This is a genomic window from Streptomyces sp. NPDC026062 (assembly GCF_055568375.1).
Genome location: NZ_JBVHOQ010000007.1, coordinates 181,979 through 197,421, shown reverse-complemented (window position 1 = coordinate 197,421; position 15,443 = coordinate 181,979). Strand labels below are relative to the sequence as shown.

General features: G+C 72.8%; 15 protein-coding genes. 8 read left to right on the top strand and 7 right to left on the bottom strand.

Going from position 1 to position 15,443, the window contains the following annotated elements:
- Positions 1–1,161: a glycosyltransferase gene (locus tag ACZ4LX_RS08970; protein ID WP_467642523.1), complete on the bottom strand. Its 1,161-nt coding sequence runs from the start codon at positions 1,159–1,161 to the stop codon at positions 1–3.
- Between the two features lie 113 nt (positions 1,162–1,274).
- Between ACZ4LX_RS08970 and ACZ4LX_RS08965 the strand changes: the two genes are divergently transcribed.
- Positions 1,275–2,789 carry a hypothetical protein gene (locus tag ACZ4LX_RS08965; protein ID WP_467642522.1) on the top strand — a complete coding sequence of 505 codons (1,515 nt, stop codon included), beginning with the start codon at positions 1,275–1,277 and terminating at the stop codon, positions 2,787–2,789.
- On the opposite strand, the gene ACZ4LX_RS08960 is transcribed toward ACZ4LX_RS08965, so the two are convergent.
- Genes ACZ4LX_RS08960 through ACZ4LX_RS08950 form a run of 3 tightly spaced genes read right to left on the bottom strand, consistent with a single transcriptional unit; the run spans position 2,758 to position 7,027 of the window.
- Entirely contained in the window at positions 2,758–4,002 is a 1,245-nt protein-coding gene (locus ACZ4LX_RS08960) for an MATE family efflux transporter (protein ID WP_467642520.1), read from the bottom strand. The genes ACZ4LX_RS08965 and ACZ4LX_RS08960 overlap by 32 nt on opposite strands.
- Complete coding sequence (locus tag ACZ4LX_RS08955) at positions 3,999–5,768, bottom strand: P-loop NTPase family protein (protein WP_467642518.1); 1,770 nt, start codon at positions 5,766–5,768, stop codon at positions 3,999–4,001. The genes ACZ4LX_RS08960 and ACZ4LX_RS08955 overlap by 4 nt, the downstream gene beginning before the upstream one ends.
- Positions 5,765–7,027: a glycosyltransferase gene (locus tag ACZ4LX_RS08950; RefSeq protein WP_467642516.1), complete on the bottom strand. Its 1,263-nt coding sequence runs from the start codon at positions 7,025–7,027 to the stop codon at positions 5,765–5,767. Before ACZ4LX_RS08950 ends, ACZ4LX_RS08955 begins: the two co-directional genes overlap by 4 nt.
- A gap of 216 nt (positions 7,028–7,243) precedes the next feature.
- Here ACZ4LX_RS08950 and ACZ4LX_RS08945 point away from each other — a divergent pair, with 216 nt between their 5' ends.
- On the top strand, positions 7,244–7,690 hold the full coding sequence (locus ACZ4LX_RS08945) for an FAD synthase family protein (protein ID WP_467642514.1): 447 nt from the start codon (positions 7,244–7,246) through the stop codon (positions 7,688–7,690).
- Here ACZ4LX_RS08945 and ACZ4LX_RS08940 read toward each other — a convergent pair.
- Complete coding sequence (locus ACZ4LX_RS08940) at positions 7,659–8,381, bottom strand: CDP-alcohol phosphatidyltransferase family protein (protein ID WP_467642512.1); 723 nt, start codon at positions 8,379–8,381, stop codon at positions 7,659–7,661. The two genes, ACZ4LX_RS08945 and ACZ4LX_RS08940, sit on opposite strands and share 32 nt — an antisense overlap.
- A gap of 252 nt (positions 8,382–8,633) precedes the next feature.
- Positions 8,634–9,320 (bottom strand): ribonuclease H family protein, encoded by a 687-nt coding sequence (locus ACZ4LX_RS08935; RefSeq protein ID WP_467642510.1) that lies wholly within the window; start codon positions 9,318–9,320, stop codon positions 8,634–8,636.
- A gap of 233 nt (positions 9,321–9,553) precedes the next feature.
- Between ACZ4LX_RS08935 and ACZ4LX_RS08930 the strand changes: the two genes are divergently transcribed.
- Together ACZ4LX_RS08930 and ACZ4LX_RS08925 are read left to right on the top strand one after the other, a co-directional pair.
- Entirely contained in the window at positions 9,554–10,288 is a 735-nt protein-coding gene (locus tag ACZ4LX_RS08930) for an SDR family NAD(P)-dependent oxidoreductase (RefSeq protein WP_467642508.1), read from the top strand.
- 22 nt (positions 10,289–10,310) lie between these two features.
- Positions 10,311–10,832: an HAD domain-containing protein gene (locus tag ACZ4LX_RS08925; protein WP_467642506.1), complete on the top strand. Its 522-nt coding sequence runs from the start codon at positions 10,311–10,313 to the stop codon at positions 10,830–10,832.
- 58 nt (positions 10,833–10,890) lie between these two features.
- On the opposite strand, the gene ACZ4LX_RS08920 is transcribed toward ACZ4LX_RS08925, so the two are convergent.
- On the bottom strand, positions 10,891–11,760 hold the full coding sequence (locus ACZ4LX_RS08920; RefSeq protein ID WP_467642504.1) for a UbiA family prenyltransferase: 870 nt from the start codon (positions 11,758–11,760) through the stop codon (positions 10,891–10,893).
- A 118-nt stretch (positions 11,761–11,878) separates the two neighbouring features.
- Between ACZ4LX_RS08920 and ACZ4LX_RS08915 the strand changes: the two genes are divergently transcribed.
- From ACZ4LX_RS08915 to ACZ4LX_RS08900, 4 genes are all read left to right on the top strand, one after another.
- Positions 11,879–12,934 carry a type III polyketide synthase gene (locus ACZ4LX_RS08915; protein ID WP_467642502.1) on the top strand — a complete coding sequence of 352 codons (1,056 nt, stop codon included), beginning with the start codon at positions 11,879–11,881 and terminating at the stop codon, positions 12,932–12,934.
- Between the two features lie 13 nt (positions 12,935–12,947).
- Complete coding sequence (locus tag ACZ4LX_RS08910) at positions 12,948–13,478, top strand: isoprenylcysteine carboxyl methyltransferase family protein (RefSeq protein WP_467642500.1); 531 nt, start codon at positions 12,948–12,950, stop codon at positions 13,476–13,478.
- The gene (locus ACZ4LX_RS08905) at positions 13,475–14,488 is read left to right on the top strand and encodes an NAD(P)/FAD-dependent oxidoreductase (RefSeq protein WP_467642498.1); all 1,014 of its coding nucleotides are present in this window, start codon (positions 13,475–13,477) and stop codon (positions 14,486–14,488) included. The genes ACZ4LX_RS08910 and ACZ4LX_RS08905 overlap by 4 nt, the downstream gene beginning before the upstream one ends.
- A gap of 267 nt (positions 14,489–14,755) precedes the next feature.
- Positions 14,756–15,391 (top strand): class I SAM-dependent methyltransferase, encoded by a 636-nt coding sequence (locus ACZ4LX_RS08900; protein ID WP_467642496.1) that lies wholly within the window; start codon positions 14,756–14,758, stop codon positions 15,389–15,391.
- Positions 15,392–15,443: the final 52 nt, after the last annotated feature.

Below are 15,443 nucleotides of genomic sequence, written 5' to 3'. Positions count from 1 at the left end.
TCATCGGCGCCTCCGGCGGACCACGTCCTCGTAGGTCCGCCGGAGGGCCCCGGTCACGACGTCGAGGGTGAAGTCGGAGTTGACCAGCTCCCAGGCGGCCCGCCCCGCCGCCGCGCTGGCCTCGGGCTCCAGCAGTTCCAGGACCGCCTGGGCGACCTTCTGCGCGTTGCCCTCGTCCTCACCCACCAGGCTGTCGATCACCCGGCCGGCCCCGGCCCGCGCGACATCGGGGCCGAGGCCGCAGGTGCGGGTGACGACGACGGGGGTACCGACGGACATCGCTTCGAGGACCGAGACGCCCAGGGGCTCCTCGATCGACGGCAGCACATAGACGTCGGCCCGCCGTCCGGCCTCCAGCACCTCTTCGTGACCGAGCGGTCCGACATGGTCGAGGGAGTCCAGCACGCCCAGTCGGCGGGCCAGTTCGAGCGTGCCGGGCAGCGCTCCGGTATCCGGTCCGGCCAGCACGAACCGGGCGTCCGGATGCTTCGCCAGGACCGAGGGCATCGCGGCCACGAAGTCCTCGGGCCGCTTGCGCTCCTGGATCCGGGCGAGGAAGAGCACGGTCGGGGGGCGGGCCGGGTCGCGGGCGGGCTTGAGCTGCTGCGGGCGCACGCCGTTGACCAGGCGCACCGTCCGGGTGAGCTCGGCGGGGGCCGCGACGGCGTTCACATCGGTCCGTTCGGCCTCGGTCAGGTGGAGCACCGCGTCGGCGCCGCGCAGGACCTTCCGTACCCCCAGCAGGTCGGTCAGCTGCGCCACGCGCTTCTCGGTGGGGTCCACCATGCCATGGGTCTGGACGACGAGCGGGGTGCGGGTGGCCAGCGCGATCAGCGCGGCGGGCAGCGTCACGAGGTCGCGCATCAGGTGCACATGGACGAGGTCGGCGCCGCGCATCATGCGGCGCGCCGCGAGCAGGAGCGCTCCGGACGTGATTCCGCTGACCTCGAACACCGGCAGCAGGTGGCGGGCCCGGAAGAGGCGGACGGGCACCCCCTCCACCTCGCCGGGCAGCCGGCCCGCGAAGCCGTCGCCCAGGGCCATGATCCTGGCGTCGTCGCCTCCTGCGCGCTGCGCCTTCGAGAGGTTCAGGGCCACTCGGGTCGGACCGCCGAAGGCATGGTCCGGGGTGTGCAGTGTGACGATGTGCAGGATCTTCACCAGGGTTCCCCTCACCCTCGGCCGGCTGTTCACAGCGTAGCCATCGCATCATCTCAAGTGGGTTGATTCGTTAAGGTGTTCACCGGCTCACAGGCTCACGGAACGGGGAGAACATGACGTCCGTGCACGGGGGGACGCCGTCCGCGCCCGTACGGGGGGGCGGCCCCCGCACGCCCGTCCATCCCCTCGCCAAGCCGATGTCCTGGGCGATGCTGTCGCGGGCGATGGCCGTGCCGCTCATCCTGGGGCTGGTCTGCTTCCTGCCCGCGCTGATCGCCGCCCAGCCCGGGACCGGGTCCCGGGACACGGCGTACTGGCTGCAGCTCGTGCTGACGTGCTACGCGGGGGCCCGGCTGGCCACCATGGTGCTGTCCACGCGACGGCGGCTGCTGCAGGGCGTCTTCTGGATGTTCGTGTACATCGCGATGGGGGTGGCGCCGTTCGCCCAGGTGGTCATCGGTCAGACGCCGACGCCGCTCGTCGGGCCGCGCTCCGATCTGGTCATGGCGATCGCCCTGATCCTGGTGGGGTGCGCGGCCTTCGATCTGGGGGCGCTGCTGGCGTCCCGTCGTCCGCTGCGGCGGCGCGCCCCGGCCCGGGGAGGCGGCGGACCCGCCACGGCACATCCGGTCAGGCTGCGGCTGCTGGTGCTGCTCGCGTTCGTGGCGAGCGGCTACTACGTACTGAAGCTCGGCGGGCCCGCCGTGTTCTTCTCCAGCCGGCAGGAGATCAGTGCCTCGGTAGCGGAGAGCGGGGTGGCTTCCGGGGAGTCCAACGTGGGCTCGGCGTTCCTGAAGGGCTTCGGCACGGTGCCCGCCCTGCTGGCGCTGCTCTTCTTCACCCGGCGTCTGGTGACCTCGCGCCGGGCGCGGCGCTCGCCGTCCACCGTCCTGGTGTGGATCGCTCTGGCAGCCGTCAACCTGGTCGTGAACAACCCGATGTCCAACGCCCGTTACTGGTTCCTGACGGTGCTGGTCTCGCTGCTGTTCACAGCGTTTCCCAGCAGTGCGGCGATGTACCGCTCGGTGCTGGCCACGGGGGTGATCGGCGCCCTGGTGCTGTTCCCGTACGCCGACCGGTTCCGCTACGACGACTCCGGCTACCGGGCGGTGCGGTCCTCGTCGGTGTTCGAGCCGCTGGCAACCAAGGACTACGACCAGACGGTGATGTTCGCCAACACCCTCTCCTGGGTCGACACCCGAGGCCACACCTACGGTCGTCAACTGGCGGGCTCCGTCTTCTTCTTCGTGCCCCGGGCGGCGTGGAGCGGCAAGCCGGAGGACACCGGGGTGCGCGTCGGGCAGTGGATGGGGATGAAGATGACCAACCTCTCCGCGCCGTTGTGGACCGAGCTCTGGGTGGACTTCGGGGCGCCGGGCATGGCCGGCGGTCTCGCCCTGATCGGTTACGCCGCCGCGCGCACCGACCGCCGGTACGCGCTGGCGGTGTCGCGCGACGGGCCGGGGCCCGGCAGTGTCCTGGCGGTCACGGTGCCGCTGATCGCCGGATACACCTTCATCCTGCTGCGCGGCCCGCTGCTCCAGGCCGCCGGAAAGCCGGCCATCGCCGCGCTGTGCCTGGTGCTGGTCACGAGTTTCACGGACCGGAGCCGGCGGCGGTCGCGCTGACCGGGGCGGGGCCGGTCTCGCCCCGGCGGGTCAGCCGGGCCACCCGGGTCCAGGTGGCGGCCGCCTTGCAGGCGGATCCCAGGCACAGACCCCAGGCGGCGCCGGGCACTCCGCCGAGGAGGTAACCGCCGGTGAGGAAGGCCACCGAGGCAAGGGAGAAGACCACCTGGATGGAGAGTGTGGCGCGCGGATCGAGGAGTCTGAGCGCCAGTAGTCCACAGGTACCGACGGCCATCGCGGCGTACTGGCTGCCGGTGGCCGGGAGCAGAGCCGCCGCGGTCGGCCAGGTGTCGCCGAGCAGCCGGCGGCCCATCGAACCGGGGAGCAGTGCGAGGGCGGTGGCCCAGCCGGCCGAGGTCAGCGCGAGGGCGGCGGCCAGCGCGGCGGCGGCCCGCACCCTGAGCCGTTCGGTGGCGAGCCGTCCCAGGATCGGGGGGCCGAAGCCGGTGGCCGAGGTGAACAGCACGTTCAATGGACCGAAGAGGGTGGTGGCGCCGCGCAGGGCGCCGACGACCAGGGGGTTGCCGACCGTGCCGAGCCCGAGCACGGAGAGCTGACTGGTCGCATTGCCCACACCGAACTCGACGACGAACCGCCGGCCGAGATGCCCCTTCCTGAACAGGGGTTTCAGCAGCACCGGGGATCCGGCCGTCGCCCGGTGCAGCAGGGCCGCCGACAGCAGGAGAGCGGGCAGGGCGCTGAGGCCCCAGACGACGACCAGCCGGGCCGCCGGGGTGCCGGGCGGCTGCATGGCGAGGGCACCGAGCACGCAGACCAGCCGGAGCGTGTCCGCGGCCAGCGCCAGGTGCTGCGCGTGCAGCGTGGCGAAGGCGTAGCGGGCCGTGTCCTGCGCGAGGACGGCCGGCAGTACGACCCCGAGCATGGTCAGGGCCTGCGCGGTCTCCCCCGGCAGCATCGCGCAGACGGCAGCGAGCAGGCCGCCTCCGAGGACCGCGACGAGCAGTGTGAACCCGAACGCGGACCGGCAGGCGCCGTGTGTCTCCTCGTTCGTCCCCCGGCGCAGCACGAGTGGCTGCCCGGTGTAGGCGCCGGACACCCCGAGGAGCACGGTGAAGACGAGGTAGACGGCGGAGAAGCGGGCGAAGCCGTCGACGGTGGAGAGCCGGGCGGCCACCACCAGGACAAGGATGTTGGTGAGCGCCGCCACCCCCTGGTCCGCGACCGCGCAGACGACCGCGGCGCGTGCCCTCATCTGTGTCCCGCGCTGCTGCTGTGGCCACCGCCACCGAGTCCGTTGCCGCTGTCCAGGGTGCGCAGGCCCAGTGTCTCGGTGGGGTCACCGGTGTGCCCGGCGCCCTCCGCCCGGCGGGGGCCGGGCGCCTCCCCTCCCCGGTTCCCCTCGCGCGAGGTTGCCTGCCTGCCCCGGCGTGCGGCCGCCTTCCGGCGGGCCCGGCGCTCCAGCCGTCCGTAGCCGGGGTGGAGCAGCGTGCCGAGCACGGAGCCGCCCGCGGCGCCGATGATCTCGCGGATCCGTTCCAGGTCGCTGCGGTGCACCTCGCGCGGGTCGCAGACCACCACGACGCCCTCGACCCGGTCGACGAGCGCGACGGCGTCGGCGTACGAGAGCACGGGCGGGGCGAGCACGATGACGACGGCGCCGGGCCGGCCGCCCTCGGCGAGGAGGCGGCCGACCGGTGCGGAGGTCAGGGCGCGCGGCACGTTGTCCGCACGGCGTCCGGCCACGAGGGTGAAGGCGCCCGATCCGGGCACATCGACGTTGGTGCGGCTGTCCGACGGCCAGGAGCGCTCGGCGCGTTCGGGCCCCGGCCGGAGACCGCCGGCGGCGGCCGCCCAGCTGGGGCGGCTGCCCCGGCCCGCCGTGCCGAGTTCCCTGGCCAGGGTCGGGGCCCGCAGGTCGGCCTCGACCAGCAGGACGTCGCGCCCCATCTCGGCGAACGCTGCCGCGAGGTTGGCCGCCGCGGCGGTCGCCATGCCGTTGTCCCCCCGGGGCGCCGTGACCAGGAGCCGGCGGCGCTCGGCGAACGAAGGATCGTAGGCGAGCCGGAAGGCCACCGCACGGTACTCCTCGGCCAGTCTGCTGCCGCCGCGCCCGATGGCGAGCAGTGCGCCGGCCGTGGCCCGTTCCCTGGGCAGGGTGCCGAGCAGCGGGGCACCGAGCGAGCGTACGAGTTCCCTGGTGGAGCGGACGGCGGGATCGAAGACGAGCCGGACCCAGGACAGCAGCAGGCCGAGGGCCAGACCGACGACGCCGCCGAGTCCGAGGAGCAGCGGCAGCCCGGCGCCGCTGGGTTCCACGGGCACGACGGGATTCTTGTTCAGATAACCGGGCGTCGTGTCGAGCGCGCGCAACTCCGATATCTTCTGGCTGAGTTCGGAGATCGAGACGATGATGTTGGCCCGTGCGCTGGTGACGTCGCTGCCCACGGTTCCGGTCTCCTGCTCGGCCAGCCGGTCGCGTTGTTCGGTGAGCGGCTTCAGCTGGGCGCGGTAGCCGTCGACCATGTTGTCGATGCTGTTCTCGGTACGTTCCCGCCGTATCTCCAGATAGGCCTCGGCGAGTGCCTGGGCTCGGGACCTGGCCTGTTCGGGGCTGCGGCCGGTGTAGGAGAACCTGAGCACCAGGGTGTTGGGCGGATTGGTGACCTGGAGTCCGGAGAGCAGCGTCCCGACCTCCACCGTGTCGCCGGACTTGGCCAGCGAGCCGACGGCCACGGTGCCCACGACGTCGCTGACCGCGGTCTGGCGCTCGGATCCGATGTTGATGCCCTTGTCGGCCGAGGCGCCCGCGGCGAAGGGGTCCGAGGTGGCGGAGCGTACGGACACCTCGCCGGTGGAGGTATAGGTCTCCTCGCCGCTCAGGGCCAGCCAGCCGGCGCCGAGCAGTCCGGCGGCGATGCCGCAGGCCAGCAGGGTGCGGTAGCGCAGGAGCTGGCGGAACTGGTCCCGCAGCAGGGCGGGTTCGTCCTGGTCCTCCAGGACGCGGATCGGGTGGGTCATCGGCGGTCTCTCCCTTCGGCGTCCTGAAGGATCTCGGTGAGCAGTGCGTCGAAGCGGGCGAGACCGGCTTCCCGGCCGAGGTGGCGAGCCACGTACCGAGGTCCGCGCGAGCCGAGCTCGTCGGCTGCGGCTGGTTCCTCGATGAGCTTGCGGACCGCCGCGAGTACCGCGGCCGGGTCCTCGGGCGCCACGAGGAGTCCGGCGCCCGAGCGTTGCACCTCCTCGGCGGTGCCGCCCCCCTCGGTGACGGAGGCGATGACGGGGCGGCCCGAGACGAAGTACGAGGTGAGCTTGGACGGAACGCTCATGTCGAGCACGGACGCGCGCTGGGTCACGGCGAGGACATCGGCGGCGGCCAGCACATCGGTGAACTCCTCCGGGGCGGCGGCCGGCAGGAAGTCGAGATTGGGCAGGCCCGACGCGCGGGCCAGCAGGGCATCGCGCTGATTGCCGTCCCCCATCAGTACGACGCGTATGCCGGGGGCGAGACGCGCCGCGTCGACAAGGACCTCCAGCCCCTGTTTGAGTCCCATGTTGCCGGAGTGCAGGACCACGGGCGTGCCCTCCGGCCAGCCGAGCCGAGCCCTGGTCGCGCAGCGGTCCGCCGAAGGGGCCTGGACATGGCTCCAGTTGGGGACCAGCCGGATGCGGTCCGGGTCGACCCCGTAGGCGGTGATCCGGGGGACGAAGCTCTCGTGTATGACGCCGACCAGTGTCGCGGCTCCGAGCGCGTACCGTTCGGCCCGTGACGCGAGGGCCGCAGCCCGGCCGCCGCCCCGGATACCGCTCTGCGCGGCGGCGGCGCCCATCAGGTCCTGTACGACGGGCACATAGGGGATGCCGTGGCGGCGGGCGAGCCGGGCGCCGATGACACCGCCGGCCAGGCTCGGCAGCTGGGAGAACACCGCGTCGGGCCGCACCGCGGGCGGGGCCGCGAGGCCGTGCGCGAGCACGCTCGCCTCGAAGGCGGCTCTGCGCAGGGCACTCTGCCGGGGCGGCACATAGTGTCTTCGCCGGTGGACCGTGACGCCCGAGCGCTGCTCCTTCGCCCGCCAGACTCCTCGGTAGGCGGCCTCGGTCCGCCAGGACGGGTAGTGCGGCATACCGGCCAGCACATGGGTGTCGGCCCCGCGGGCAGCCCAGTGCTCGGCGAGCTGGGCGGCGTACGGGCCTATGCCGGTCAGCTCCGGCGCGTAGTTCGTCGAGACCACCAGCAGGCGGCGGCCGTCGAGCGGTCTCTGGTGCTCTGTCTCTGGCATCGGACGATCGCCTTCCCCCCCGGAGCCACCGGCGTTCCCCCCAAGGAACAGCCCCAAAAGTGAGCTTATCCGTTCACGAGATGAGCAAGTGGTCTCCACAGTAAGGTCGTTGCACCATCTACACCGATACCGAAATCCCACCGGACCGGACGCCATGTCCGGACACCGTCCGAGGGGAAACGGACATCACGTTCACACCGTGGGGGGAGAGAACGGATGGTGCACAGGGTCGGCTACGCGCCGGGGGTCTACGACCTGTTCCACATAGGCCACCTCAACATCCTGCGGCATGCCCGCAGTCAGTGCGACTACCTGGTCGCGGGGGTCGTCTCGGACGAGATGGCCGCACTCGCCAAGGGCCACAGGCCGGTCATTCCGCTGCCGGAGCGGCTGGAGATCGTCCGGAGTGTGCGGTACGTGGACGCCGCCTTCGTCGAGACCGTTCCCGACAAGGTCGAGACGTGGCAGCAGGTCAGGTTCGACGTCATCTTCAAGGGAGACGACTGGCGCGACACGGAGAAGGGCAAGCGCCTCGAACGCGATTTCGCCGAAGTCGGCGTGGAGGTCGTGTACTTCCCGTACACCGTGCACACGTCCAGCACCCAGCTGCGCCGGGCGCTGGACACGCTCGTCAGCCCGCCCGGAGCGCTCTCAGCTCCCTGAACCACTTGCCCAGGAACGCCACCAGGAACAGCGCGTGCACGACGGCGAGTACGGCGTATCCGGTCCGGAACGCCGTCTCGTCGCCGAGCAGCAGGAACACCAGGCAGAACACCCCGTAGTCGGCCGGCAGCAGCGCGACGGCCCGCAGCCGGGAGACGGGCGGGGCCGTACCCCCTGCCGGGCGGGCGGCCGCCCTGCCCAGCTGTTCGCGCAACAGCCCCGCGCAGAAGGTGAGTACCGCGACGAACAGGAAGCCGAGCGGCAGGAGCAGCCAGCCGTCCGACGGCAGACCGAAGTAGCGGTGGAAGGCGATCAGTACGACGGTGTGGACCAGGATCATCTTGGCGCAGTCGACGACGTGGTCCAGCCATTCGCCGTCCGGCCCGCCCCGGCCGGTGAGCCGGGCGAGCTGCCCGTCGGCCGAGTCAAGGGCGAAGCCCACGGCCAGGCCCAGGTAGACAAGGACGGCCGGCCCCCAGCCGGGGCGGACCAGAGCCACCGAAGCGAGGGCGGCCAAGGTGAACGCCGCGCTCGTCAGTGTGACTTGATTGGGTGTCATATGCAGACGGAACGCGACGGCCGCGAGGATCCGCCCGGCCGGCCGGTTCACGTACCGCGAGTAGAGCGACACCCCCTTGGCCGGCTTCTGCGCCCCGCGCAGCTCACGCAGCACCGCACCCGTGCTTTCCATCCGCCCCCCCCAGCGTGTCGCCGTTCCCACAGCTCCGGCGTCGTCTCGGACGCGCCGCCGGAGCCGCATCATGGCACGCGCGTCCCGGCGCGGGGGCGGGATCACCACGACCCGGCCGGGACCGGGCCGGTTCATGGCAGGCGCGCGCCGGTGCGGGGGCGGGATCTCCGCGACGCATCCGGGTCCGGCACATTCACATCAGAGGTGCCCCGGTGCGCGGCAGGACGACAGCGCCCGGCCGGGCGCCCCGCATCAGGCGGTGGCGGTCCGGCACTCCGGGTGGCCCCAGCCGTGATCGTTCTTGGCGATCATGTCCTTGGCCGCATACGGCTTTCCGCAGTGGCACCGGCCGGCGAACTTGGCGCGGATGGTCGCCCCGCTCCGGGCCGTGCTCCCCGTCTTCTTCGTCGCACCCCCGGCACGCCGTCCTTCGGTGGCGCGGGAGGGTGCGGGAACCGGCAGGTCCGCGGAGCCCTGCGAGGTGCCCGCCGCGCGCTGTGCGACGGCCACCTCGCTCGCGGCCTGGTCGGCCAGGGCGTTCAGCGGGTCACCGTCCACCTGATGGGCCGGCACATAGACGAACCGCACGGCCCGGCCGGTCAGCAGGGAGTCGATGCGCGCCACCAGATCGCGGTTGGCGACGGGCTTTCCGGCCGATGTCTTCCAGCCGTTCCGCTTCCAGCCCGGCAGCCACTTGGTGACAGCGTTCATCGCGTACTGCGAGTCCATCCGGACTTCGAGCGCGACGGCAGGGTCGAGTGACTCCAGCAGTTCCCGCAGGGCGGTGAGCTCGGCGACGTTGTTGGTGGCGGTGCCCAGCGGCCCGGCCTCCCACCGCAGCGGCCTGCCCTCCTCGTCGGCCACCACATAGGCCCAGGCGGCCGGACCCGGATTACCCTTCGACGCCCCGTCACACGCGGCGATCATGCGCTCGTTCATACCCCTGATCATGCCAGCGTGCCCATGCCCGGATCACTCCGGTCGTTCAGCGTGGCCCCGGCCGACGGCCCCCGGCTCCGGGAGAAGGCCCGGAAGCCGCACGAGGAGAGCGAGCGGCAGGGCGTCCCCGCCCGGCACCGAAGGCCCGCCCAGGGGAAGTTGATCACCGCTGCTTACGATGGATCCTCACCGGGGACGTCACGTGGTCGCCCCACAGGAGCGAGGGATCTTGCATGAGCCGTCAACCCGTCACCGTGGTCACCGGCGGCAGTCGCGGCATCGGGGCCGCCGTCTGCGCCCGTCTGGCGGCCGACGGTCATGACATCGCCCTCGGCTACCGCTCCGACGCGACAGCGGCGGAAAGCGTCGCCTCGGCCGTACGGGGAGCGGGCAGGCGCTGTGTCACGGTGCGGGTGGACACGACCGACGAGGCCGCCGTCGACCTGCTCTTCGACACCGCCGCGGCGGAACTCGGCCCGGTCACCGGCCTGGTCAACAACGCCGGGGTGGGCGGCCCGACGGGTCCGCTCGCCGATGCCGACGCGGCCGGGCTCCGGCGCGCCCTGGACGTCAACGTCGTCGGCTATCTCCTCTGTGCGCGGCGCGCCGTGCGCGACATGAGCCGGTCGGGCGCCGGGGCCATCGTGAACATGTCGTCGGCCGCGGCCACGCTGGGCAGTCCGGGTGAGTACGTCCACTACGCCGCGGCCAAGGCGGCTGTGGACACGATGACCGTCGGGCTGTCGAAGGAGGTCGCGTCGGCCGGTATCCGCGTCAACGCGGTGGCCCCCGGCATCATCCGGACCGGTTTCCACGCGGACCCGGAGCGGCCCGACAAGGCCGCCGCGGGGATCCCGCTGGGCCGGCCGGGACAGCCCGAGGAGATCGCGGGAGCCGTCGCCTGGCTGCTCTCGGACGACGCCTCGTACGCGACCGGAGCGATCCTGCGGGTGGCGGGCGGTCGCTGACCGCCGGCTGTACGGTGCGGCGATGACCGGTTCCGGCGGCGGAATTCCGCTGCTCTTCCTCGATGTCGACGGCCCCCTCATCCCGTTCGGCCCGCGCCCCGGCGGCCATCCGGTGTACCCGGCGGGACCGCGTCCGCCGGGGGCCGGGGCGAATCCGCTGCTCGAAAGGATCGATCCGGCGCTCGGACCCCGGCTGGCCGCGCTCGCGTGCGAGCCGGTCTGGGCGACGACGTGGATGGACGAGGCGAACGCGGTCGTCGCTCCACGGCTCGGGCTGCCCGAACTCCCTGTGGTCGTCTGGCCCCCGCCTTCGGACGAGGACGCACGGGACGCACGGGCGGGGCTGCACTGGAAGACGCGCACCCTCGTCCGCCGGGCGGCGGGGCGCCCCTTCGTGTGGGTGGACGACGAGATCACCGAGAGGGACCGGCGCTGGGTGAGCACCCACCACACCGGGCGGGCCCTGCTCCACCGCGTCGATCCCGGCCTCGGCCTCACCGGAACCGGTCTCCGCCGGATCGAGGCCTGGCTGCGGGCGGAGTGACGGCCGCGGAGTCAGGAGCACGGGATGAGCGGCGCGGGACGGAAGGCGCGCCTCAGGATCACACCGGAGCGGTGCCCCGCACCAGCAGGAGCGCCACGTCGGCGGCCGCGACGACAGCCGCCGCCGCGAGCGGCGCCTTGCGCCAGGTCCGTGCGAGCAGGAGTCCCGCGAGGGCCGCGGGCGCCGCGACGGCGAACGTCACCACCCCCCAGGGGCCGGGCGGTCCCGCGGGGCCGAACGCCAGGACCGCCGAGGCCGCGACGAGGGGCACCGGGATCAGCAGGCGGGTCGCGGTGGCACCCATCCGGTGCGGAAGGCCGGCCACACCGTTGCGCAGGTCCTCCTCGATGTCGGGCAGCACATCGCCCAGGTGGGCCGCCAGGCCCAGCAGCGCACCCGCCGTCACCGCCCACCACGTGGGCCCGGGACGGCCGGGCAGGGTCAGCGCGGCCACGGCGGGCAGGGCACCGAACCCGATGACGTACGGAAGCCAGGACAAGACGGTGGCCTTCAGTCTCAGGTTGTACGCCCAGGCGGCCGCCACCGCCGCCAGATGCACCGTGCCGGCCGGCGGTCCGCAGGCCAGGGAGAGCGGCACGCACAGCGCGGCGGCGACGGCTGCCGCCGTCCAGACGGTGGCGCGGCTCACCTCTCCCCCGGCCACCGGTTTGCCCCGGCGTCCGGCGGTGGCGTCCCGCCGGGCGTCGAAGGCGTCGTTGCACCAGCCCACGGAGAGCTGACCGCTCAGCACGGCGGCGACCAGCAGAGCGCAGCGGGCCGCGTCGAGGCCGGCTCCGGCGCCCAGGGCGCCCGCGGTCACGGTCACCGCGGCCACCGGCCCCGGATGGCAGGAGCGGGCCAGCCCCGATGTGCGGCGGAGCTGCCACGCGGTCGCGGTGGAGGCGCGCGACGGATCGGGAGTGCCCATCCCGTGATCGTAGGTACTCCGGACACGGCGGCCCTGACAGCCGCACGGGTTGTTTGCGGTGTTCTGCCCACTGTGCGGGGCAGGGATGGGCCATGAAGCCCGCGAAGCAGGACCCCGGATGACCCGGATCGCCGCCGTGCACGGCGCCCCGGCCCCTTACCGCCACACCCAGCGCGAGGTCACCGACATGGTGGCGCGCACCTGTCTGCCACCGGGGGCGGACCGGCGCGTCCTGGACCGGCTGCACGAGAACGCCGGGGTACGCACCCGGAACATGGTGCTGCCGCTGGAGCGCTATCCGGAGCTGAACGGTTTCGGGGATGCCAACGACGTGTTCATCAGCGCGGCGGTGGACCTGGGCACCGAGGCGTTGCGCGGTGCGCTGCGGGGTGCGGGACTGCGGCCCGCCGATGTGGATCTGCTGATGTTCACCTCCGTCACCGGGGTGGCCGCCCCGTCCGTCGACGCCCGGCTCGTGCAGCGCCTCGGCCTGCGGCCCGATGTGAAGCGGCTGCCGGTCTTCGGGCTCGGATGCGTCGCCGGGGCCGCGGGAATCGCCCGGCTCCACGACTATCTGCTCGGCCGGCCGGACGACGTGGCCGTGCTGCTCTCGGTCGAGCTGTGCTCCCTCACCTTCCAGCGCGGCGACGCGTCGCCCGCCAACCTGGTGGCGACCGCGTTGTTCGGTGACGGGGCGGCCGCCGTGGTGGCGCTCGGTGAGAGCCGGGCGCCCGCCGCAGGGCCCGAGGTGGTGGCCACCCGCAGCCGGATGTATCCGGACACCGGGCATGTGATGGGCTGGGACATCCGCGATTCCGGCTTCAAGGTGGTGCTGGACCCGGGCGTGCCCGATGTCGTGCGCCGCTATCTGGCGGGCGATGTGAGTGACTTCCTCGCCGGGCACGGGCTCAAGCCGAAGGACATCGCCCACTGGGTGTGCCATCCGGGCGGGCCCAAGGTACTGGAGGCCGTCACCGATGTCCTCTCCCTCCCCGACGGCGCGCTCGACATCACCTGGGGCTCGCTGGCCGAGGTGGGGAACCTGTCCTCGTCCTCGGTGCTCCACGTCCTGCGGGACACGCTGGAGCAGCGGCGTCCCGAACGGGGTACGCCCGGTCTGCTGATCGCCATGGGCCCCGGATTCTGCTGCGAACTGGTGCTGCTGCGCTGGTAGGTCGGAGGACACCTTGATCTGGTACACCGCGCTGGTACTGGCCGTGGCGGGCGAACGCCTCGCCGAACTCGCCGTCGCCCTGCGCAACACACGCTGGGCGCTGGCCAGGGGCGGGACCGAGTCGGGCCGAGGTCACTATCCGGCGATGGTCGCCCTGCACACGGCGCTGCTCGCGGGCTGTCTCATCGAGGCCGCGGCGGCGGACCGGTCGTTCGCGCCCCTGTTCGGCTGGACCATGGTGGCTGGGGTGCTGGCCGCGCAGGCCTTGCGCTGGTGGTGCATCCGCACTCTCGGACATCGCTGGAACACCCGCGTCGTCGTGGTCCCGGGTCTGCCGCTGGTGACGGGCGGACCGTACCGTCTGCTGCGCCACCCCAACTACGTCGCCGTCGCCGCCGAGGGGATCGCACTGCCGCTCGTTCACGGAGCGTGGGTGACCGCGGTGCTCTTCACCGGGCTCAACGCGGTGCTCATGGCCGTGCGTGTCAGGTGCGAGGAGGCCGCGCTCGCCTCCACGCCGCCGGCCGGGGGCGTGACGGCGTGATCGATCTCCTGATCGCGGGCGGCGGCCCGGCCGGCCTCGCGGCGGCCATCCGGGCGGCCGCTCTCGGAATGGAGGCGGTCGTGGTGGAGCCGCGTACCGCTCCCGTCGACAAGGCGTGCGGTGAGGGCATCATGCCCAGCGGGGTGACGGCCCTGCGCGCACTGGGCGTCGAGGTGTCCGGCCGCCCCCTGCGCGGAATCCGGTACGTGGAGGGGGCGCGGCGGGCGGAGGCGGAGTTCCGCGGCCCGCCAGGACTCGGTGTGCGGCGGACCGCGCTGCACGCCACGCTGCACGCGCGGGCGGTGGAACTCGGCGTGCGCATCGTGCCGGGAAGGGTCGCCGAGGTGCGGCACGGCCGGGACCGGGTGACCGCCTGCGGGCTGACCGCGCGGTGGCTGATCGCCGCCGACGGTCTCCACTCCCCCGTCCGCCGCGGTCTCGGCCTTGAGGGACCCGTGAGCGGGGTGCGCCGGTACGGGCTGCGCCGGCACTACCGCGTCGCGCCGTGGACGGAGTTCGTGGAGGTTCACTGGTCCCGGCACGGTGAGGCGTACGTGACTCCGCTCGGGGACGGTCTGGTGGGAGTCGCCCTGCTCAGCGGGGAGCGTCGTACGTACGAGAGCCACCTGGCCTCCTTCCCCCGCCTGGCCGCCACGCTCCTCGGCCGGGACGCCGGTCCCGTACGGGGAGCCGGTCCCCTGCGCCAGCGGGCGCGGGCGCGGCTGGCCGGACGCGTCCTGCTGATCGGCGACGCCGCGGGTTACGTGGACGCGCTGACCGGTGAGGGCGTGGCCCTGGCCGTGGCGACAGCGGGTGCGGCGGTGGACGCGCTGGCATCCGGGCGCCCGCAGGACTATCCGGTCCGATGGGACCGGCTGACTCGTCGTCACCGCATGCTCACGGGCGGGCTGTTGACTCTGGCGGCGCGTCCGGCCACGGCACGGATGATCGTGCCCGCGGCGCACGGGGCTCCGGCCCTGTTCCGTGCGGCGGTCCGCGCCCTCCAGTAGGGGCCGCGCCGCGCCGGACGCCGGCCACCGGCCCGGCACCCCGTCCGGAACACCCCAACACCTACTGATCAGCGAGGATTCGCTGTGCCAGACTTCGCCGAGGGGACAATGCGCCTCATCCACGACACGGCTCGCCGTTCCGGGAGACACGCCCCGCCCCTTGAGCGGTTCCCCGGAACACCCCCGGCGGAGCCCGAACACAACGGACCGCACGTGGCCGTCGCACGCGTTCCGTAGCGGAACCGCCACAGAAGGAGGGATCCCACGATGGATTCGGAAAAGCACCTCACCGCCGCGTCGGTGTTCGACGCCCTCGGTTCCGACTACGAGCGCGCGTTCGCCGGCTCGGCCGCGCACCGCGCCTCGCTGGAGCTCCTGCTGGAGCATCTCGCTCCGGGCAGCCGTGTGCTGGACGTCGGGAGCGGGACAGGCCGGCCGACCGCACAGACCCTGACCGACGCCGGTCACGAGGTTCTCGGCGTCGATGTCTCCCCGGTCATGGTGGACATCGCGTCCCGGCAGGTGCCCGGGGCCGAGTTCCGCTGTGCCGACATCCGTGAACTACCGCTGGAGGAGGCGAGCTTCGACGCGGTCTGCGTGTACTTCTCGCTCCTTCAGCTGTCGCGTGCCGAGCAGGCGGACGTACTGCGAATGGCCGCTCGGGTGCTGCGGCCCGGCGGCCATCTGGCCGTGGCCACGGTCCCGTTGGACCTGGAGGGGGTGAGCGGCACGTTCATGGGCCAGCCGGTCCAGGTGACCAGCCTGGGCGAGGACGCGTTCACCGCGCTGGTGGAGAAAGCCGGATTCACGGTCCTGGCACGGGAGAGCGACCTGTTCGTCCCGGAACATGCGGCAGCGGTGCCCGAACCGCACCTGTTCGTACTGGCGCGGCTGGGCAGCTGACACGGCCGCGCGAAACCGCCGGAAAACAATGCTCGCGGATGTGTCACGTTTC